General features: G+C 66.9%; 17 protein-coding genes. 5 read left to right on the forward strand and 12 right to left on the reverse strand.

Annotated features, from left to right (window positions below; genetic code table 11):
• Positions 1-10: 10 nt before the first annotated feature.
• The 6 genes from AWU67_RS12335 to AWU67_RS12360 are packed head-to-tail and all read right to left on the reverse strand — an operon-like array spanning position 11 to position 6,577.
• On the reverse strand, positions 11-1,729 hold the full coding sequence (locus tag AWU67_RS12335; RefSeq protein WP_067229472.1) for a CocE/NonD family hydrolase: 1,719 nt from the start codon (positions 1,727-1,729) through the stop codon (positions 11-13).
• Positions 1,726-2,667, reverse strand: a complete 942-nt coding sequence (locus AWU67_RS12340; protein ID WP_067229475.1) for an MBL fold metallo-hydrolase — start codon at positions 2,665-2,667, stop codon at positions 1,726-1,728. The genes AWU67_RS12335 and AWU67_RS12340 overlap by 4 nt, the downstream gene beginning before the upstream one ends.
• The gene (locus AWU67_RS12345; RefSeq protein ID WP_067229478.1) at positions 2,664-3,638 is read right to left on the reverse strand and encodes an alpha/beta hydrolase; all 975 of its coding nucleotides are present in this window, start codon (positions 3,636-3,638) and stop codon (positions 2,664-2,666) included. Before AWU67_RS12345 ends, AWU67_RS12340 begins: the two co-directional genes overlap by 4 nt.
• Before the next feature lie 5 nt (positions 3,639-3,643).
• Positions 3,644-4,810 carry an FAD-dependent oxidoreductase gene (locus tag AWU67_RS12350; protein ID WP_067229481.1) on the reverse strand — a complete coding sequence of 389 codons (1,167 nt, stop codon included), beginning with the start codon at positions 4,808-4,810 and terminating at the stop codon, positions 3,644-3,646.
• Between the two features lie 2 nt (positions 4,811-4,812).
• A complete protein-coding gene (locus AWU67_RS12355; RefSeq protein ID WP_067229484.1) occupies positions 4,813-5,793 on the reverse strand; it encodes a phosphotriesterase family protein in 981 nt (326 codons plus the stop codon).
• Between the two features lies 1 nt (position 5,794).
• Entirely contained in the window at positions 5,795-6,577 is a 783-nt protein-coding gene (locus AWU67_RS12360) for a phosphotriesterase (protein WP_234407248.1), read from the reverse strand.
• 319 nt (positions 6,578-6,896) lie between these two features.
• Between AWU67_RS12360 and AWU67_RS12365 the strand changes: the two genes are divergently transcribed.
• Entirely contained in the window at positions 6,897-7,523 is a 627-nt protein-coding gene (locus AWU67_RS12365) for a TetR/AcrR family transcriptional regulator (protein ID WP_067229487.1), read from the forward strand.
• Between the two features lie 109 nt (positions 7,524-7,632).
• Here AWU67_RS12365 and AWU67_RS12370 read toward each other — a convergent pair whose 3' ends face one another.
• From AWU67_RS12370 to AWU67_RS12400, 6 genes are all read right to left on the reverse strand, one after another.
• Complete coding sequence (locus AWU67_RS12370) at positions 7,633-8,793, reverse strand: sugar ABC transporter substrate-binding protein (RefSeq protein ID WP_067229489.1); 1,161 nt, start codon at positions 8,791-8,793, stop codon at positions 7,633-7,635.
• 96 nt (positions 8,794-8,889) lie between these two features.
• Positions 8,890-9,825: an ABC transporter permease gene (locus AWU67_RS12375; protein WP_199922292.1), complete on the reverse strand. Its 936-nt coding sequence runs from the start codon at positions 9,823-9,825 to the stop codon at positions 8,890-8,892.
• On the reverse strand, positions 9,746-11,335 hold the full coding sequence (locus AWU67_RS17010; protein ID WP_160329750.1) for an ATP-binding cassette domain-containing protein: 1,590 nt from the start codon (positions 11,333-11,335) through the stop codon (positions 9,746-9,748). The genes AWU67_RS12375 and AWU67_RS17010 overlap by 80 nt, the downstream gene beginning before the upstream one ends.
• A 194-nt stretch (positions 11,336-11,529) precedes the next feature.
• Positions 11,530-12,834 (reverse strand): DUF3500 domain-containing protein, encoded by a 1,305-nt coding sequence (locus AWU67_RS12390; RefSeq protein WP_067229501.1) that lies wholly within the window; start codon positions 12,832-12,834, stop codon positions 11,530-11,532.
• 143 nt (positions 12,835-12,977) lie between these two features.
• The gene (locus AWU67_RS12395; protein WP_067229504.1) at positions 12,978-14,105 is read right to left on the reverse strand and encodes an FAD-dependent oxidoreductase; all 1,128 of its coding nucleotides are present in this window, start codon (positions 14,103-14,105) and stop codon (positions 12,978-12,980) included.
• A gap of 8 nt (positions 14,106-14,113) precedes the next feature.
• Positions 14,114-15,166: an amidohydrolase family protein gene (locus AWU67_RS12400; RefSeq protein ID WP_067229508.1), complete on the reverse strand. Its 1,053-nt coding sequence runs from the start codon at positions 15,164-15,166 to the stop codon at positions 14,114-14,116.
• A gap of 112 nt (positions 15,167-15,278) precedes the next feature.
• Here AWU67_RS12400 and AWU67_RS12405 point away from each other — a divergent pair, with 112 nt between their 5' ends.
• The 4 genes from AWU67_RS12405 to AWU67_RS12420 are packed head-to-tail and all read left to right on the forward strand — an operon-like array spanning position 15,279 to position 18,622.
• Positions 15,279-16,025, forward strand: coding sequence for a dienelactone hydrolase family protein (locus AWU67_RS12405; RefSeq protein WP_067229511.1), 747 nt, complete (start codon positions 15,279-15,281; stop codon positions 16,023-16,025).
• 25 nt (positions 16,026-16,050) lie between these two features.
• Complete coding sequence (locus AWU67_RS12410; protein WP_067229515.1) at positions 16,051-17,325, forward strand: FAD-dependent monooxygenase; 1,275 nt, start codon at positions 16,051-16,053, stop codon at positions 17,323-17,325.
• A complete protein-coding gene (locus AWU67_RS12415) occupies positions 17,322-17,762 on the forward strand; it encodes a nuclear transport factor 2 family protein (protein WP_067229518.1) in 441 nt (146 codons plus the stop codon). The genes AWU67_RS12410 and AWU67_RS12415 overlap by 4 nt, the downstream gene beginning before the upstream one ends.
• The gene (locus AWU67_RS12420) at positions 17,759-18,622 is read left to right on the forward strand and encodes a fumarylacetoacetate hydrolase family protein (RefSeq protein WP_067229521.1); all 864 of its coding nucleotides are present in this window, start codon (positions 17,759-17,761) and stop codon (positions 18,620-18,622) included. Before AWU67_RS12415 ends, AWU67_RS12420 begins: the two co-directional genes overlap by 4 nt.
• Positions 18,623-18,624: the final 2 nt, after the last annotated feature.

Here is an 18,624-nt window from a genome sequence, read left to right on the forward strand (position 1 = left end):
CTGGCGACGTTCAGCCCTTCGTGAAGGGAAGCACCAGCCTCGACGGATGCTCGGCGTCGCGGTACACCTTGTGCGTGACCGGGCGACCAACGGGCAGGTGGAACGCGTCGGGAGGCAGCAGGGCGTTGTGCTCGTCGGACAGCGGCTCGTCGTTGGAGAGCTCGGCCACCAGTCGATGCCCGGGCAGCAGCGTCGCCGCGAAGGGATAGATCCGCAGCACATACTCCTCGACCACCCCGGGCTCGACGGGAACGGCACGGGTATGCGGGTGATGGGGGTTGCCCTCTGTGGTGAGTTCGAGGTCAAGCTCGCGGTGCGAGGCCTTCAGATAGGCAGAGGTCAGCAGTTGACGCGCGGCGCCGGGCGCTTCATCCCAGAACCGCATGATGAGGTTCGTGTCCGGCTGATCGATCTCGACGAACAGGTGCGCGGCACCCGTCCCGATCATCTCCACCGCTTCCTCAAAGGGTGCGGTGGTCCAGCGCAGCACCTCGACCTTGTCGGTCACGGTGAGCGGCGCCTGGTAGAAGCCGTCGGGGGCTGCGGCCGTGGCATCCATCGCCTCCGGTTCGGCGGAGAGCCGGCCTCGTGTGCGCAGATAGAGCGGGCGGTGTTCGACCGGCTTCGGGGGGAACTCCGCGCCTTCGGCATACTCGCGCGTGCCCTCAACGAACACACTCACCGCGGGCTCGTCCATCACACCGTTGTCGATTCCCTTGATCCAATAGTCGTACCAGCGGAACATCTTGTCGTGCTCCTCGACCCACGGCCGCGACTGCATGGGAGGGTACGAGCCGATCGTCAGCTTCTTCGGCCCGCCGAGCCGATTGAATGTCTCGATGGTGCCGTCAATGGTCCACCCGCGACCCTGGTCGATCTGCAGCCACACGGGCACCTCGACCTGGGCTGCGAGGTTGATGGGGTTGCGCTCCTCGTACCACTCGCCGTCGAATTCGTTGGTGATGATGTCGAACCACGCCTCGTGGTTGGTCGGATAGTGCAGGGTGTGCACGAGGTTCGGCCACGCCTGCACATCGGGGTCGGCGAGGCGTGCAGCGACGCGGGCCCTGACTTGCTCGTCGGACACCGTCTCCAGCATCCGGCTCTTGACCCTGTCTGTGAACGCCCAGCCGGAGTCGCCACCGCGTCCTTCCCTGGCGGCACGCGGCATGAACCACATGATGCCGCCGTGGTAGGTGGTCTCGTAGAAGTCGTAATGACCACCCGAGATGAACAGGGCCTTCAGGTGTGGGGGTCGCTCGGCCGCAGCCAGCAACTGCATCGATCCGAAGTACGAGATACCGATCATGCCGACCCGACCGTCACACCAGGGCTGTTCAGCAACCCACTCGATGAAGTCGTAGGCGTCTTGGCCGAGCGAGACGCCGCCGGCGTTGTAGTTGCCGATGTGCTCACCCTCTGACCCGCCCGAACCGCGCAGATCGCCGATCACGTGCACGTAGCCCTGGTCGACGACGCGCGCGATGTCCCCGGCCTCGATGCAGCCATCCCACATCGGCGAGGGCCGACGCTGCGGTGGCATCGTCAGAGCCAGCGCCTGCAGCTCCTTGCCGTATGGGCTCAGCGCGACGAGCGCGGGGCGCGGCTCGCTGTCGGCCGCACCATAGGCGTCGGCGACGAGCGCCACGCCGTCACGCATCGGAACACGCAGGTCTTTGTGGACGCCGACGTTGCGACCTCCAGCGGAGATGGTGCGGAAATCGGTCATGAGGTTGCTCCTCGTTCGGTGCCGAACTGCGTGAGGTACGCGTTCATAGTGGTGAAGAAGGGTGCCGGTTCCAGCGTCGGGTCGCCCGCGTAGCCGAGCTGTTCGGCGACGGACTGGAACGGCGAATATGGCGAAGCAGTCGCGTGCAGCCCCACCTCGAGCTGCGAGAGGACGGCTGCGCGGATGCGGGCCTCGTTGTCGATGCTGCCCTGGATCGCCTCAAATGCATCCGAGGCGTCGAGCACCTCGGGAAAAGGTGTGCCGTCGGCTCGGCGGTAGGGGTGCCCGAGATACAGACGCTGCGGACGAACGTCGTCGCGCAGGAACTCGAGGCTCGCGCGATAACGGTTCGGGTCCTCGTAACCGGGGAACCCGCTCGCGGCGCCATAGGCCTGGACGGCGTCGCCGACGAAGACATCCCCGGTCTCTTCGACGACGTAGGCGACGGCACCGATGGTGTGTCCGGGAATGGAATGCACGGCGACACGGACGCCGCCACCGAGGTCGAGCACCTCACCGCCGTCGAGGGCGAGGGTCGGTTCCATCTCGCCGGAGATCGCGTCGCGCAGCAACGCCTCCTCTGTGGCCTCTCCGTCGGGGTCGCTCAGCCATTTGCCGCGTCCCGAGCGCCACTCCTCGACGTGCGCCTCGCGCGAACGCAGCATCGGCACGTCGCCCTGGTGGATGACGACCTGCGCCCGCCGACCGGTCAGCTCCCACAGTGCGTGTGCACCGCCGATGTGATCGATGTGTCCGTGCGTGAGCAGGATCCAACGCACGTCTTCGATTCGGCGCCCGATCGCCTCGAGCCCGGCGCGCATCCCGCCGATGGATTCGGTCACTCCGGTGTCAACGATCGCGGGCTCAGGTGCATCGATGTAGAAGGTGCGCAAACCGAATCGACCCCAGGGAGCGACGAGCGGATGGATGCCGGTCATGGGAGAGCCTTCGCCGGCGTCGGAGCTGTGCCCGTCTGCAGGAATGCCGCCGTCTCGGCGAAGGCGGCTCCGTATTCTGGCAGCCAGGCAAAATGCTGCACGAAACCGTGGCCCGCCCCCTCGTAGCGGTGCACGAGGGCCGGTACGCCGGCATCCTTCAGTCGCTGACCGTATTGCTCGCCCTCGTCGCGCATCGGGTCGAGTTCTCCGGTCAGGATGAGGGCGGCAGGAAGGCCGGACAGATCCGGTCGCCCAATCGGCGAGACGCGCGGGTCGAGCGGGTCGGCCCCACTCGTGAAGTAGAACGCGTTGAACGGCGCGATCCCGGCGGTCTCCAGGCCGAAGCCCACGGCGTTCTCGACCATCGAGGCATAGCGCTTCGGGTCGAGGTCGAGGTCGAGGTCGACAGACGGGTAGTAGAGCACTTGGTGCGTGATCCGGTCGACGCCACGGTCGTGCAGCAGCGACGCCGCAACGGTGGCGATCGTGCCGCCGGAGCTGTCACCGACGACGGCGAGTGTCGTGCCGTCCCAGCCCGCCGACTCACCCTCGGAGATCAGCCAGTCGATGACACCGACCGCGTCGTCGAGCGCGGCGGGGAACGGATGCTCCGGCGCCAGCCGATATCCCACCGAGAACACGCGCAGGCCGGTCGCTGTTGCCAGGCGGCGGGCGACATCGTCGTGGGTGTTCAGACTTCCGAGGAAGTACGCGCCGCCATGGAAGTAGACGACCGCGCCGGAGGTCGGGGCATCCGTGTCGGCGTAAACCCGCACCGGAACAACCCCGGTCGGTGTCTGCACGACGATGTCCGTGACGTGCGCGACCGGGTGTCGGTCGGCGAGCGCGGGAACGTGCGACTCCTCGTCGGCGCGCATCGCGGCGGGGTCGAGCGGGGCGGGTTCGAGCGGGGCGGATTCTTCGTGCGGGAGGGAGGCCAGGAAACGCGCGATCTCGGGATGCAGGGGCATGGTCGTCAGGCTCCTCGGTTTGCGGGGGCTGTGACCTCGGAGCTCGGATCGACACCCGGCCCCTCTTCCGACTCGGCACCACGCTGCCCCGGGAAGCCGTCTTCGATGGTCTCCTCGTTCCAGCCGCCGCGGGATACCCGCTGATAGTTGTCGGTGATCGGCTTGCGGGTGGCTTGGAAGGCGGCGAGAGCCTCGGGCAGCGTGGCTGCGGCGGCGAGGGCATCCGCCAGCCCCTGTGCGTCGAGGACGGCCGAGTTCGCGCCTTGGCCCTGGTGGTGCAGCATCGCGTGCGCTGCGTCGCCCACGAGCACGACAGAATCGGTGTGCCACAGCTCGACGGGGTCGATGTCGTACGCGGAGCGGCAGTTGACCGTCGCAAGGTCGATGGATTCGGTGATCGCCTCGAAGCGCGGATCGAAGCCGCTCAGAGAGGCGACGATGGTCGCGCGGTCAATCTCGGGCGACCAGGTGCTGTCGTCGGACGGCACCGTGATGTCGAAGGACACCTGACCGCGGTGGCGCAGCGGCAGCAGGTACAGGTGGCGATTGGTTGGCGCGTCGAAGTAGACGCGGAAGTCGTCGTCCTCGTCGAAGACGCCCGGCACGAGAGCCATGTCGAACACGGCGCGGTAGGCGTGCTCATGGGCGAACACCGGACCGTCGTCACTGAAGAGCGCCCCCCGCACCCGCGAGCTGATGCCGTCGGCGCCGACGACCAGGTCGGCGGTGACGGTCTCGCCGTTCGCGAAGGAGATCGTCGCGGTCGCACCGTTGTCGACGATCGTCTCCAGGCGGTGGCCGAACTTGATCATGCCGTCCGGCAGCACGCCGAGCAGCGCGTCGATGAAGTCCCGACGGTGGATGAGGTGGGTCGTCGTGCCGAACTGCTCTTTCTCTGGCCATTCCTCGGCGTTGAGGAGATGGTCCTGCGGGGTGAGGATGCGGATGCCGTTGCTCGCTGTGCTGACGGCGGTGATCGCATCCGCCACCCCCCACTCGCGAAAGGCGGCCATCGACGAGGGGCGCAGGCCGATGCCTGCACCCACCTCCCCGGCTTGGCGGGCCTGCTCGTAGACGGTGACGTGTGCGCCGAGCAGGCTCAGGGCCTTGGCCGTGGATGCGCCTGCGTAGCCCGCGCCGATGACGGCGACGGTGAGTCCGTTGATGTCCATGGTCACTTGCCTTCTGAGTTGAGGGTGTCGGGGGTGCTCGTGGTGAAGAAGTCGGCGACGTTGCCGATGAAGAGCTGATCGATGGTGGCGTCGTCGACGCCGTCCTGCCTGAGGTCGGGGATGAGCTGCTCGAACAGGTAGTTGATGGTGTGGCCCTTGACGCCCGGCCATCCGAGCGGACTGCAGTTGGCGTCGGCGGCGACGAGCACCTTGTCGGCCTGCCCCGAACGCAGGTACCGCATGAGGTGCTGGAAACGCTCATCGCGGTGCCGCCCCCAGAACGGTGGGTCAGGAAGTTCGAGGTCGTAGCCGAACGTGTCGAAGCCGATTCGGCCGCCGGCCGAGACGATGCCCTCCTCGTCGACCTTGCCCTGGCTGACGCCGTCGTCGGCGTGGCCGAAAAGCACGCGGGTGAGCGGCAGTCCCTCCTCTTGAAGGGCGTCAATCGCCGTCGCCGCGTCCACCGCGAGGTGCGTGATGATCGGCGCACCGGTGGCGAGCGATGCGCGGGCCGCCGCACGGTAGATGCGCAGGTCGAGCGCGGTCAGCTTGAATCCACGGCTGACGCCCACCTTGATGATGCCGGCCTTGCCGCCGCTCGTGCCGATGCCGACGGTCAGCTCGTGGATGAACTGGTCGGTGAGGTACTCGACGCTCGCCTCGGCGAAGTGCTTCAGAGCCGTGTCGCCGCCGACGAATCCGGTCGCGGCGATGATGTTGAGGCCGGTCTTCTCGGCGATCGACTGGTAGTAGTCGATGTCGCGGCCGTTGCAGATGCCCGTCGCGTCGACGAAGGTCTGCCCGCCGTGCGCGGCGAACGTCCGCAGCTTCGGGATGGTCTCCTCATACCGCTGCTCCGGGGTCTTCCACCACCGGGTGTCGAGCTCACTGCCCGGCATCCCGTATCCGATGTGCTCGTGGATCGAGGTGAAGCCAAGCTGCTCAACGGCGATGGGTCCGAGGACGGTGTTCACGCGGGTCATCTCAGGCCTCTTTCACTGCGAGCAGGTCACGGGGGTTGTCGATCAGGATGCGACGGATGCCGTCTTCGTCCAGGCCGTGCGCGGCCAGCTTGGGTGCGAAGTCGGTGAGAACCACCTCGTATGCACCGTTCACGTCGGCGTGGCCCTTGGCGACGCCGACGGCGCCGGCCGAGAGGAGGATGCGGGCTCCGTGGCCAGCGTCGACGAGCGCGAGGACCAGCGCGGCGCGGTCGTCGTCGCTTGGGGATCCGGCATCCTCGCGGCCGATGTGATCGAACGCAATGTATGCGCCGCGCTTTGCGACGGCACGAGCAGTGGCACGAACGGTGGCACCGGTGCCGGCTCGGTCAAGACCCGAGACGACGATGCGGTCGGCGGGAAGGCCTTCGGCGAGCGCGAGCTCGAGCGCCCTGATCGTGTCGGCCGGGGCAGAGAACGCCAGTGCGACACCGGACCGCGTCGCGGCGGACGCGGCTCCCCGCAGCAGGCTGTCGTCGGTCGGGGTGGCGCCATCGGTGCTCTGGGTGCTCACGATCAGGCCGGCCGGTGCGCGGCGGTCAACGCGCGGATGAACCATGCCGTCGGTCGCCTCGGCGGCGAACAGCTCGGCGAAGCGCTCGGCCGGCCACGGCGTGGGTGGGTTGGTCTGCGGGGTGAGGAAGTAGCCGCCGAGGTTCTCCTCTGGGCCCATGCCGGTGGAAGCGACGATGTGCACCCCGGTGCTCCGCGAGAGGGCCTCGTAGAGGGGCAGGTCGCGACCGTGGAACATGCCGGTGCGATCCACGATCGTTCCGCCCCCGCCGCCTTGAACGCTCTGAGCTTGCTCGCGAGGATGTCGAAAACCTCGGCGCGATCGATCGTGATGTCATACGCGAATTGCGCGCCCGGCACGACCGAGAGAAGCGCTTCGTGGATGGCGACGACGCCGAGCTCGTCGGCGCCGATCGGGCCGAGGACGGTGTTCACCTGTGCGCTCATAGCGAGCCTCTCCATTGAGTGATGGCACCCGCGCGGACGGCGTCGCGCTCGGGGGTGAGACGATCGTGCCATTCGCTTTACATTCTGTCAAGTGAATTATCGCGATGGGTGGCTACAGTGGGCGCATGACAAATCTTCGCGAGAAGCAGAAGCAGCAGACACGGCAGTCGCTGCTTGATCACTCGCTGCGGCTCTTCCAGGAGCAGGGGTACGTCGCCACCACGATCGACGACATCGCCACGGCGGTCGGAACGACGCGCGTGACCTTCTACGCGCACTTCCCCAACAAGACCGAGCTCGCTCGCTCACTGTTCGGCGAGCTCAACAGGCACCTCGACCGCCGAGAGAATTCCAGACAGCGATCGACGGCGGGATCGCTGGTCGATGCCGCTCGCGAGGGCAGTTTCCCCGCGATCCGTGCGTGGATCGGCGAGCAGGCCGAGCGCTGGGCCGACATTCGGCCATACATCACCGTGGTCGAAGAGGCATCGGCCGTCGACCCAGAGATGCGCGAGCTGCGGGATGCGTGGTTCGGCGAGGTGATCGACGACATCGCCACCGGACTCGCGGAAGCCGACCGCTTCGACGAAGACACCCGACGCTATCGCGGGTACCTTGCCATGGAGCTGCTGAACAGCGCGAACCTGCGGTGGATCCGGCATCCGTGGGTGCTCGAGAGTGGCCCAGAGCTCGACATACTTGCCGTGGCGTGGGCGAGCCTGCTCGGCGGCGACCAGCTTCGCGCCCGCTGACCGGGGTACCCGGCCCGGTGCGACAGCGAAAGCCCCTGGCCCGACGCCGGTGGTAACGGCGGCGGGCCAGGGGCCGGTTCAGCACTAACCGATCATCAGCACTGCCCGATCACTTGACGCCCCACAGCTTGAGGAACCCGGCCTGGTAGTCGGCGTCGCCGAACCACTCGCCGCTCGCCTCGGCGTCCGGTGTGAGCGTCAGGTCGGCGACGTTCGACTCGTTGAACGCCCGACGGTAGGGGAAGTCGAGGTTCTCGACGGCCGGCTGACCCGATGCCAGGCGTACGGTCGCATCGGCCATGTACCAGGCGAGGGCGGTCTTGTTGTAGCCGACCGAGGACTTCACGTTTCCGTCGGAGGCCAGGTCCTGCAGGGCCGACAGGTTGGCGTCGACGCTGGCGATCTTCACGTCGTCGCGCGCCGCGGACTGGATGCCCTGGGTGACGGCCGGGAGGAACTGGTCGAACTGCGCCTGCACGTAGGTGATGTCCGGGTTGGCGACCAGCGCGGAACTCACCAGGCTCGGCAGCCGCTCGAGCTGGCCGGAGTTGATCTCGATGACCTGGGTGGTGCAGTCGGAACAGGCGTCCTTGTACACGGCGAGGATGCCGTAGTCCGCCCATGCCGCCGTGGCGGGGGTGTCGGTCAGCTTGATCACGAGCACGTTCGCCTTGGCATCCGAGTCGGCGATGACCCAGTTGGTCGACCAGCTCTGCAGCTTCACCTGGTCCTCGGCGACGTATGCGACCTGAGACGGGTCTCCGTCACCGCTCGGCGTGGTTGTGGCCTGCACCCACGGGATGCCGGCGGCCTGCAGATCGGAGACTGCCGACGGTGCGAACTCCGGCGTGATGCCGGACGTCACCACGGCGCCGGCCTTCGCGTCGATCGCCTGCGCGATGCAGCTCGCGATGTCTGCCGGGTTGGCCTTGCCGTCGCAAATCTCGACCTTGGCGTCCAGCTGGGAAAGGGCCTCGGTGAAGGCCTTGCCGATGTAGTTCAGGGTCGGAACCTGCAGGGTGGCCGGGATGTAGTACACCGTCTTGCCGGCCAGCGCGCTGGCATCGACCGCGGGGCCGGGCGCCTCGAACTCGTCGACTGCGACGGATGCCGCATCGACGATGTCCCGGGCCGCCTGCGCCTCGGCGCTCAGCGCTGCGGCCGGCTCGGCGGTGGTGTCGGTTGACTCGCCTCCGCCGCTGGCACAGCCGGCGAGGATGAGCATGCTGATGGCGGCGACAGCGACGCCAGCAGTGCGTGATGACTTCATGCGGGTTACTCCTTTGCTTGGTGTTGGGGTGGCGCTCGTGCTCTGGTGCTGTGTTGCGGTGGTGCGGTCGTGCGCTGGTGCCGTGTGCTGAGCCGGTCAGCTCTTGACCCGGCGTTGCAGCAGGTGCGACACGGTGACGGCGATGATGAGCGCCGCCCCGTAGAACACCTCGGTGACCCAGCCGGTGAGGCCGAGCAGCTGTAGTCCGAAGACTCCGGTGATGAGGAAGTACGCGGCGATCAGCATGCCGAGCGGGTTGAACCGACCGGGCACGACCGCGACGGTGCCGAGGAAGACAGCGGCGAAGGTGGGCAGCAGATACGCGGATGCCGATGCCGGGTTGAACCCTCCGTTGCCGATCGAGATGACGACCCCGGCGAGGCCAGCGAGCAGCGAGCTCGCGAGGTAGGCACCGATCCGCACGCGACCCACCGAGATGCCCGCGAGTGACGCGACGGCGCGGTTGGACCCGACGAAGGTCATGTGGCGGCCGATCGGCGTCGCGCCCATGATGTACGCGACGATGACGACGAGGATCACGCCGTACCAGAACAGGTGCGGCAGCCCTAGGAAGCGTCCGGTCGAGATCGCCGCGAGGGCGGGATCGAGACCGCTCACCGTGGTCTCCCCCGACAGGAGGAACGCGAGTCCCCCCGCGACGCTCCACGTACCGAGCGTGACAACGACGGAGTTGATACCGAGCCCGACGACGAGCGCCGCGTTGATGGCGCCGAACACGAGCGCGATCACGATCGCTCCCACCACGGCGAGCAGGACCGGCCATCCGTGCAGCACAGCGAGCGACGGCACAGCGACCGCGGCGATGCTGAAGATCCCCGCGAACGACAGGTCGAACTCACCGACAGCCATGGTGATCACGACGCCGAGCGCGAGGAAGACCACGGGCGTGATCTGGCTGAACACGGTGCGCATCGCGTTGATCGGACTGACGTCACCGGGCACCAGTGCCAGCAGCACCAGGAGCATGATGATCCACAGGATCACCAGCGCGTAGCGCGAGAGCAGATCCATGCTGATCCGCCGCAGCGGTGACACCGGCGGGGGGATGACGATGTTTGTGGTCGTCGGGGTCTGTGTGGTGGTCATCGGTCGGCTCCTTCAGTGCTGTGGAAAATCGCGGAGAAGATGTCGTCGGCGGTGAACGGGCGGGAGAGCTCGGTGAGCACCTTGCCCTCCTCAAGCACGACGACGCGGTCGCAGACGGCGGCGAGATCGTCGACCTCCGAGCTGCACAGCACGACGGCAGCGCCGTCGACGGCAGCCTGGCGGGTGGCGCGGAGGACAGCCGAGCGTGCGCCAACGTCGACGGCCTGCGTCGGGTCGTCGAGCACAAGCGCCGTCGGCCCCCGAGCAGCCATTTGCCCATGAGCACCTTTTGCTGGTTACCACCCGAAAAAGTCGCGATGACCGCGTTCCGGTTCGGAGGGGTGACGTCGAAGTTGCGCAGCACGGCCTCCGTCTCTGCCCGCTGCCACGCCGCTCCCGTCCACCAGGCTCGTCCGCGCGTGCGCAGGTGCGGCAGGGTCACGTTCTCCTGGACCGTCAGCCCGGTGGCCAGCCCCTCGCCGTGCCGATCCTGCGGGATGTAGGCAACACCCGCGCGCAGCATCCGCCTGATGTTCGCGCTTTCGAGCGGAATCTCGGCACCGTCAACGACGATCGAGCCACGCACGCCGGGCGCGGCCGCCGCGATCAGCGCGCCGAGCCCGGAGAGCCCCGAATCGACGCTGCCGGTGAACCCGACCACTTCGCCGCGCTGGATCGTCGCCGAGACATTGCGGATGCGTCCGCCCCGGATGCCGCGCAGCTCGATTCCGCCTTCGCGGACCTCGGACGGCATGTTCTCCGCGAAGTCGTCGAGCTCGCCGTAGCGGCCGAGCACAAGGTTCGTCAGCGCTCCCTCGTCGAGGTCGTCGGTGGGCAGCCCCATCTCGACAACCCGACCGTTGCGCAGGGCTGTGACGCGATCGGCGATCTGCAGCACCTCGGTGAGGTTGTGGCTGACGATGACGACGGCAGTGCCCTGCGACGTGAGCAGGCGGATCATGCCGTAGAAGTCGTCGAGCGCCTCATGTGGGATCGCTCTGGACGACTCGTCGAAGACGATCACGCCGCCACCGCGTTTGCGGCCCTGCAGAGCACGCGCGATCGCTACTCCCACGCGCTCACTCGGTCGGAGCCGGGCGACCTTGGTCTCGGGGTCGATGTGCCCCAGGTTGAGGAACTCGAGCGACTCGCGAACCGCCGCGGCATCCTTCGCCTTGTTGATCCACCCCGTGAACCGGTTGGTGGAGTGCCGACCAACGCGCACGTTCTCACTGACCGACAGGTCGGGAATCAGCCCGAGATCCTGGTGCACGAACGCCAGGCCCTCTTCATGCAGCCGTGCCGGATCGACCGGGGTGCCGATGCGCTCGCCGTCGACGAAGACCTCTCCCCCGGCGTCGGCGCGATACACGCCGCTGATGAGCTTGATCAGCGTCGACTTGCCCGATCCGTTCTGGCCGATGAGGGCGTGCACCTCGCCGGCGCGAACCTCGAGTCGTGCCTCGCTCAGAACCGTGATGCCCGCGAATGTCTTCGATAGCGAGCGGACTTCGAGCCGTGGTGCAGTCATCTCCGCGACACCTCCTCGTGTGGCAAATGAATGATCCGAGACGGCATCGTCTGAGATCGTGTGTGAAATCCTACGCGATTCAACGCGTTAGAACTAGATCAATCGTGTGCGATCTTCCAGGCGTCTCGTAATGCGCGTCCATAGTCGTTGCCGTTGGGCATCCGAAGGGTCGTGTGCACGTGGAATCGCGCCGGCAGCCGGTTGTTCAGCCAGACGCCCGCATGGTGATCGAGCTCGGCGAGCAGAACCGGGCTGTGGATCCGGAAGTAGAACGGCTGCGTGCCATCGGTCGCTCCGTACCAGCTGAAGAAGGTCTCGTCGCGATGTGCGTCGAACTCCGCGAGGGTGGCCGCCCGCTGCGGCTCCACCAGCAGAAGCAAGAAGTCCTCGGCGATCGCGCGCAGCCTCGACCACTGGTCGTCAGAGAGCGCCGCCGCCGAAATCCCCTCGTACGGCACGACCCGGTTGTCGCGGAACGCTCCAGCCACGTGACGTTCGTCAGCGGGATGGAGCCTCCCCTCCGGCATTGCCCGGTCGAGCACCGAGTTGTACACGACTGCTTCGCCTCGCTGCTCGTCGTCCAGTGACTCGGCGAGCGCGATGGCGAGTTGCTCACGGGCATCGAAGAGCGGTGGGCGCTCGTCATCGGACAGCGCGGGCTCTGCGCCCAAAAACACCGGTGCGATCACGTGCCTGCCACCGACGGAGACGAAGTTGAGTGCGACGTGGTGACCGAAGAGCTGCCAGCCCCACGGCTCATCGGGCGACGGTGTTCCATAGAGAGCGAACCAGTAGCTGCGATCGTTCATGATCGTCGGCAGGTCGACCAGCTCACCGAGGTATCCATTCAAGGCCATGGCCTCGGCGACGCGCTCGTAGCCGGCCGGGCTCAGAGACGCTTCCACGACGCCCAGCGCCGCCCGCACGACCTCGTCACTCTGCTCCTCCAGGCGGAGCCCAATGCGGAAGAACACGAATTCGGGGTTGCTCCATCCGCGCCATTCATCGGCATCGATCGGATAGCAGAGCTTCACGCGCTGCTGCGGCGTGAGCAGATCGAGCAGGGCCAGGGCGGCATCCGATGGCCCCGGCTCCGGTTGAGGGCGCTCCGGCAGGGCGTAGAGCCCCTCGCGCGGACGCCCGTCTGTTGTAATGCCGACGAACGGCTCGTCGTAGAGCCGCTTCCAATACTCCAGCAGCTCGCGCAGGAACGGCGCAGCGTAGCGGTCCGCGGCGAACTGCTCGTAGTCCATCCCGCGCACGTCAGCAAGCATCGGATCATCGAGAGCAATGAGGTTCTCGCGATAGCTCCCGGCGCTCAGCTCAACGGCCTGCTCACGGCCGGCGACGCGGTCGGTGGAGAAGAAGTCGTCAATGTCGTTCTGCGGGGCGTGCTCATTCATCGGATGCTCCGGTGTTCACTGGTGGGCTAGGGGGCGGCGCACGGCTCAGACACACCCGCACGCACGGCGTCGTGCCAGCGGGTTGAGACGATGGTGCCAGTCGCTTTACATTCTGTCAAGTGAATTGGCGCGATGGATGGGACTCAGACCGGCTCGGCCAAGAGCCGGTAGGAGTCGGTCTGCAGCGCGACGAACTCGTCCTGGCGGCCGCGTTCGGATTCGAGCACCCCGAGTCGTGCGGAGTTCTCGACGACCATCCGGCAGCGCTCGAAGCGGCGCCGTTCGAAGGCCGTCATGGCGGCATCCACCGAGTCGTGCGCGTCCAGCTCCTCGGCGAGCACGATCGCGTCCTCCAGGCCCAGGCCGGCGCCGGCGGCGAGATGGGGGGTCGTCGCGTGCGCCGCGTCGCCGATCAACACCACGCGCCCGCGATGCCACGGCAAGGGCAGCAGGAGGTTGTCCATCGGCCGGTACAGCACGAGCGAGTCCTCGTCGAGTGCGGCCTTGACGCCGGCCATCACCGGGTCGGTGAGTGGGTCGAGCAGCGCGCGCAGGCGCGGGAGCAGCTCGTCGTCGCCGACGCGATCGTTGGTGGCCTTGGGCTCGTTGACGAACACATACATCTCGTCGGCCGAGATGGGGTTCACGCCGACCTTCGCGGGGGCACCGACCCAGATCACCGTGCTCGTGATCTCCGGCGGGCGTGGGACGACCGCGCGCCAGGCGCCCTGACCGGAGAACTCCGGCTTCGGAGCATCCGGAAACAGCAGCGCCCGCGTCGACGAGGCGAGTCCGTCGGCGCCGACCACCACGTCGAAGCGCCCGATCGATCCGTCCGAGAATGTGACATCCACCCCGTTGCCGTCATCGACGAGACCACTCACGGTGGTGCCCAGTCGTGCAGCGGCGCCCGAGGCGAGCATCTCGTCGACGAGGATCTGCCCGAGCACCGGTCGCATGATCGCGCCGGTGCCCGGACGATCGGATGCAGCGATCCGCGGCGTGCGGAACCGGCCGATCTCGCGTCCATCCGGGGTGCGCACCGACTGGTCGTCGCCACCGGCCCCGTGGTCGAAGAATGCGTCAAGCACCCCGATCCGCCCGAGGGCCCGCAGCGATGGCCCGCCGATGCTGATGCCGGCACCGTCCATCGTCCAGTGCGGCGACCGCTCGATCAGCAGGGCGACATGTCCAGCCTTCGCGAGCATGATCGCCGCCGCCAGTCCGGAGAATCCGCCTCCGATGATGAGCACCCGCTGGGAATCGATCATGACAAGGCCTAGATCGGGAGGTTGAACATCTTCTTCGCGTTGCCGTAGAAGATGGCCTCGCGGTCGGACTCGCTGATCTCGAGTTCGTTTTTGATGAACTCGACACCCTGGCTCATCCAGCTGTAGAAGACCGGGAAGGAGGAGCCGAACATGTAGTGGTCGGCGCCGTTGATCTTCAGGGCCGCCTCAACCTGCACCTTGCCCCACGAGTGCGGGTGGGTGAGATCGAAGAAGATGTTCTCGTCGAGGTATCGCTTGATCTTGTCGCCCTCGCTGGCGTCGAGGCGCTGCATGGCCTCTTTCTTGACCGGGGCGTGCGGGGTGAGCAGCTCGGTGTTGGCGAACCAGTTGCCGCCGAGCATGGTGTGGATGAAGCGCAGACCGGGCATCTCCTGGAACATGCCACTGAAGAGCTCACGCCCGACGGCGGTGGCCTGATCGGTGATGCGACCGAACTCGCGACGCAGGTTCGTGTAGTCGAGGACCGACTTGTACTCGACCGGCAACGGCGTGTGGTGCACGATGACGGGGATCTCGAGCTTCTCGATCACCTTCAGGTAAGGACGAAAGACCTCGTCGTCGAGGTAGAGCTGGCCATAGTGGCACGCGAGCTGCACGCCAACGACGCCGAGCTCCTTGACGTTGCGCTCCAGCTCGTAGATGTTCTCCTTGCCACCCCACGGCGGCACGCAGGCGGTGGAGAACAGTCGGCCGTTTGAGCGCTTCACGATCTCGGCGGCGTTGTCGTTGACCGCCTTGCAGGTCTCGAGGTCGAGCCACTCCTGCCAGACCGGAACGCGCATGATGCCGTAGTCAACGCCGGCCTCGTCCATCGCCGCGAGCTTCGCCTCGGCGGAGTAGTCACCTTCCACGTAGTTGAGGTTCGGGTAGCCCTTGGGCTTCTCCAGCACGAGCTGCTTCTTGCCGTTCTCCATCTCGATAACGCTGGCGATCTCACCGAAGCCGCGCGGAGCGCTATTCAGGAACCCGTTCAAGATCTTCTCGTTCGTGAAGAGATCTTCGGGAAGGTGGTGGATGTTGATGTCGACGACCTTGGTCATGACGCTCTCCTTTGTGCGCTCCGATTCAATAACGCCACCATAGCGCATCGCGCTTGAAATCGTGTGCGATCCTGCGTACGATCGGTCACACATTCGAGGAGGAGTGATGAAAATGGCCGGTCTTACACGCCGAGACGTCGAGTATCACGTCGGCGACACCGCGATGCGCGGACTCTTCATCGCCCCAGCTGGCGCCGTCAAGTGTGCCACCGTCGTGCTGATCCACGACGCCTTCGGCCTCGGCGACGACATGATCGCGATCGCCGAGAGTCTTGCCGCGCGCGGCCTCGCCGTGTTCGCCGCCGACGTCTGGGGTGACCGTGCCACGCCGGCAGCTCAGGCCGAGATCGTTCCCCTGATCGGATCGATGGCCGGAAACCGCGCGGAGTGGCAGGCCCGCATCGCCGAAGCGCACCGCGTGGCCACCACCCAACCGGAGGTCGATGCCGCGAACATCGCGCTGCTCGGATACTGCTTCGGCGGCTCCTCCGCCCTGGAGTTCCTGCGGACCGGCGGAGTCGTCCGCGGGGTGATCGCCGTGCACCCCGGTCTCGATCTGCTGGAGCGTGACTGGTCGGCCGCCACGGCATCCGGTATCCAGGTGCACGTGGCGCTCGGCTCGCTCGACCCGATGGCCACGCGTGCCGAGCGCAGCCGGCTCGAAGACGAACTGACCGAGGCCGAGGCCGACTGGGAGATCGACGTCTACAGCCACACCACGCACGCCTTCACGAGCCTCAGATCCCGTAATTCGCCCCGCCCAGAGCTGTTCGACTACCACCCACGCAACGCCGCGCGCTCCTGGCAGGCGACCGTCCGGGTGCTCGACGAGCTGTTCCCCCCGACCGCCGGCGCCTAGCCGGTTCCGAGAGAAAAGAGCCCACATGCACGACATTGCCATCATCGGAGCCGGCCCCGGCGGGCTCGTCACCGCCCTGCGGCTTCACCAGCAGGGCATCAGGACGAAGATCTACGAGATCGTCCCCGAACTCAAGCCCCTCGGCGTCGGCGTCGATATCAAGACAGTCGGCACCAAGCAGTTTGAAGACCTCGATCTACTCGAGGAGTTCCGGTCCATCTCCGTCGATGCCGAGGACTCGATCTTCTACAACCACTTCGGCCAGGAGATCTACGCCGAGAAGTGCGGCGTGCACATGGGCTACCTGCACGAGCAACGCTTCGTGCACCGCGGCATCCTGCAGATGCTGCTCTATCGCACCGTGATCGAACGCCTCGGCGAGGATGCCGTTGTGCTGGGTGCCGGGCTCGTGAGCTACGAGCAGGATGCCGACGGCGTGACCCTCGAGATCGAACACCGCGACGGCAGCCGCGAGAGGGTGCGGCACGATGCCCTCATCGCGGCGGACGGCATCAAATCGGTCGCGCGCCGCCAGATGCACCCCGATCAGGCCGAACCCGAGTTCTCCGGCATCACGATGTGGCGTGGCACCACGCTGCACGAGCCGATCCGCGGCGGGCACACCATTCTTCATCTCGGCGATCCGCGCATCTCGACGATGATCATCTACCCGATAGCGGAGAACTTCGAAGGCATCGGCCTCGACCTCATCAACTGGGTCGTCGAGACGAACGGTGAGGAGACCATCGAGGACTGGAACCAGGTCGCCGATCCCGAGCAGCTCATTCCGGCGTTCGACACGCTGAAGCTGCCCTTCCTCGACGTTCAGCAGTTGATCCGCGACGCCCGCGAGGTGTACCTCTTCCCCCTCACCCGGCACTTCCCGCTCGACACGTGGGTTGACGGCAGGGTCGCACTCCTCGGCGACGCCGCGCACGCCATGTACCCGCGCGGCGGCAACGGCATCACCCAGGCCACGCTCGATGCCGCGGTGCTCGCAGAGAAGCTCACCGAGCACGCCGACCCGGCCGCCGCCTTCATCGAGTACGACGCCGCCCGCCGCCCGATGGTCAACCGCATCACCGACAACATGCGCGGCGAGGGCTACGAGGTCATCCGACGGATCGTCGCCGAACGCACAGCGGGCAAGCCGTTCGACGACATCGAGGAGGTGCTGCCGCTGGCAGAGGCCGACGAGATCTTTAGCAAGTACCACGCGCTCGTTGGCGCACCGCGCCCCGGTCGCGAAGCGGGCGAGGCCACCGGCTTCCGCACCTGGGAAGAGGCGCAAGTCCGATGAGCGCAAACGTCGAGAACGACATCCTCTCCGTCGAGAAGCGACGCCAGGACGCCCTGATCGCCGGCGACATCGACGCGCTGGACGCCCTCTTCGAGGACTCCCTGATCCACATCCACGCCCCGGGGCTCGTGCACACGAAGGCGCTGCTGCTCGAGCACGTCGCCGTGCGTCGTGCGTACATCGAGATCACGAGACAGGACCTGCTGCTGCGCACCTTCGGTGACTCCGCGGTGCTGACCGGCGGCATCGTGAATCGGATGCACGCCCCCGACGGCGGCGAGCGCACGATCGACGGGGTCGTCACCCAGGTGCTGCACCGCGGTGACGACGGGCAGTGGCGGTTCGTGAGCTTCCAGATGACGCCGTATGGCGACCAGGTGTGGGGCGCGCTACCCTCCGAGAAGCCCGAGCAAGCCGACGAGGAGGAGAGCGAATGAAGCTCGCACGATTCCGCACCGGCGACTCCCCGGTGCGCCTCGGCCGCATCGACGGCGACGAGATCGTCGACCTGTCCGACGCGCTGGGCATCGGCTCGTCGCTCCGCGCGCTGATCCCCGAGCTGGCGGCCCGCCGCGAGAGCATCCTCTCGGCGTCGGGGCCACGGCATCCGCTCGCCGAGGTGACGCTGCTCGCACCGATCGACGACCCGCAGAAGTATCTCGGTGTCGGCATGAACTACGCCGCACACGCCGAGGAGGCGCGGCAGGCAGGCATCCCGATCCCGACCAGCCAGATGTGGTTCAACAAGCAGGTCTCCTGCATCAACGACCCGTTCGGCCACATCGTGCGACCGGTCGTGTCGGAGCAGCTCGACTACGAGATCGAGCTCGGCGTCGTGATCGGCAAGCCCGCCCGCAACGTGTCGGCCCACGAGGCCCGCGAGTACATCGCCGGATACCTGGTCGCGAACGACGTCTCGGTGCGCGACTGGCTGGCGAAGCTCTCGCCGACGTTCACGCTCGGCAAGTCGTTCGACACGCACGGCCCGATCGGTCCGTGGCTCACCACCGACGACGAGATCGACGACCCGCTGGCGCTGCAGATGACGCTGACCGTGAACGGCGAGGTGCGGCAAAGTGCGGACACCGGTGGCATGATCTACGACATCTACGAGCAGATCGCCTACCTCAGCCAGGTGATGACGCTGCAGCCGGGCGACATCCTCGCCACCGGCACCCCCTCGGGCATCGGCGCGCCGACGCAGAACTGGTTGGTGCCGGGTGATGTGGTGCGCGCCGAGATCGAGGGTCTCGGCGCGATCGAGAACCGCGTCGTCGAAGACCGCGTCGAGAGCTGAGC

This window comes from Microterricola viridarii (assembly GCF_001542775.1).
In the GTDB taxonomy this organism is placed as follows: Bacteria; Actinomycetota; Actinomycetes; order Actinomycetales; family Microbacteriaceae; genus Microterricola; species Microterricola viridarii_A.

Excerpts from the sequence above, each read along its gene's own strand:
- AWU67_RS12335 (WP_067229472.1), bottom strand. The coding sequence starts at position 1,729 with ATGACCGATTTCCGCACCATCTCCGCTGGAGGTCGCAACGTCGGCGTC.
- AWU67_RS12340 (WP_067229475.1), bottom strand. The coding sequence starts at position 2,667 with ATGACCGGCATCCATCCGCTCGTCGCTCCCTGGGGTCGATTCGGTTTG.
- AWU67_RS12345 (WP_067229478.1), bottom strand. The coding sequence starts at position 3,638 with ATGCCCCTGCATCCCGAGATCGCGCGTTTCCTGGCCTCCCTCCCGCAC.
- AWU67_RS12350 (WP_067229481.1), bottom strand. The coding sequence starts at position 4,810 with ATGGACATCAACGGACTCACCGTCGCCGTCATCGGCGCGGGCTACGCA.
- AWU67_RS12355 (WP_067229484.1), bottom strand. The coding sequence starts at position 5,793 with ATGACCCGCGTGAACACCGTCCTCGGACCCATCGCCGTTGAGCAGCTT.
- AWU67_RS12365 (WP_067229487.1), top strand. The coding sequence starts at position 6,897 with ATGACAAATCTTCGCGAGAAGCAGAAGCAGCAGACACGGCAGTCGCTG.
- AWU67_RS12370 (WP_067229489.1), bottom strand. The coding sequence starts at position 8,793 with ATGAAGTCATCACGCACTGCTGGCGTCGCTGTCGCCGCCATCAGCATG.
- AWU67_RS12375 (WP_199922292.1), bottom strand. The coding sequence starts at position 9,825 with ATGGATCTGCTCTCGCGCTACGCGCTGGTGATCCTGTGGATCATCATG.
- AWU67_RS12390 (WP_067229501.1), bottom strand. The coding sequence starts at position 12,834 with ATGAATGAGCACGCCCCGCAGAACGACATTGACGACTTCTTCTCCACC.
- AWU67_RS12395 (WP_067229504.1), bottom strand. The coding sequence starts at position 14,105 with ATGATCGATTCCCAGCGGGTGCTCATCATCGGAGGCGGATTCTCCGGA.
- AWU67_RS12400 (WP_067229508.1), bottom strand. The coding sequence starts at position 15,166 with ATGACCAAGGTCGTCGACATCAACATCCACCACCTTCCCGAAGATCTC.
- AWU67_RS12405 (WP_067229511.1), top strand. The coding sequence starts at position 15,279 with ATGGCCGGTCTTACACGCCGAGACGTCGAGTATCACGTCGGCGACACC.
- AWU67_RS12410 (WP_067229515.1), top strand. The coding sequence starts at position 16,051 with ATGCACGACATTGCCATCATCGGAGCCGGCCCCGGCGGGCTCGTCACC.
- AWU67_RS12415 (WP_067229518.1), top strand. The coding sequence starts at position 17,322 with ATGAGCGCAAACGTCGAGAACGACATCCTCTCCGTCGAGAAGCGACGC.
- AWU67_RS12420 (WP_067229521.1), top strand. The coding sequence starts at position 17,759 with ATGAAGCTCGCACGATTCCGCACCGGCGACTCCCCGGTGCGCCTCGGC.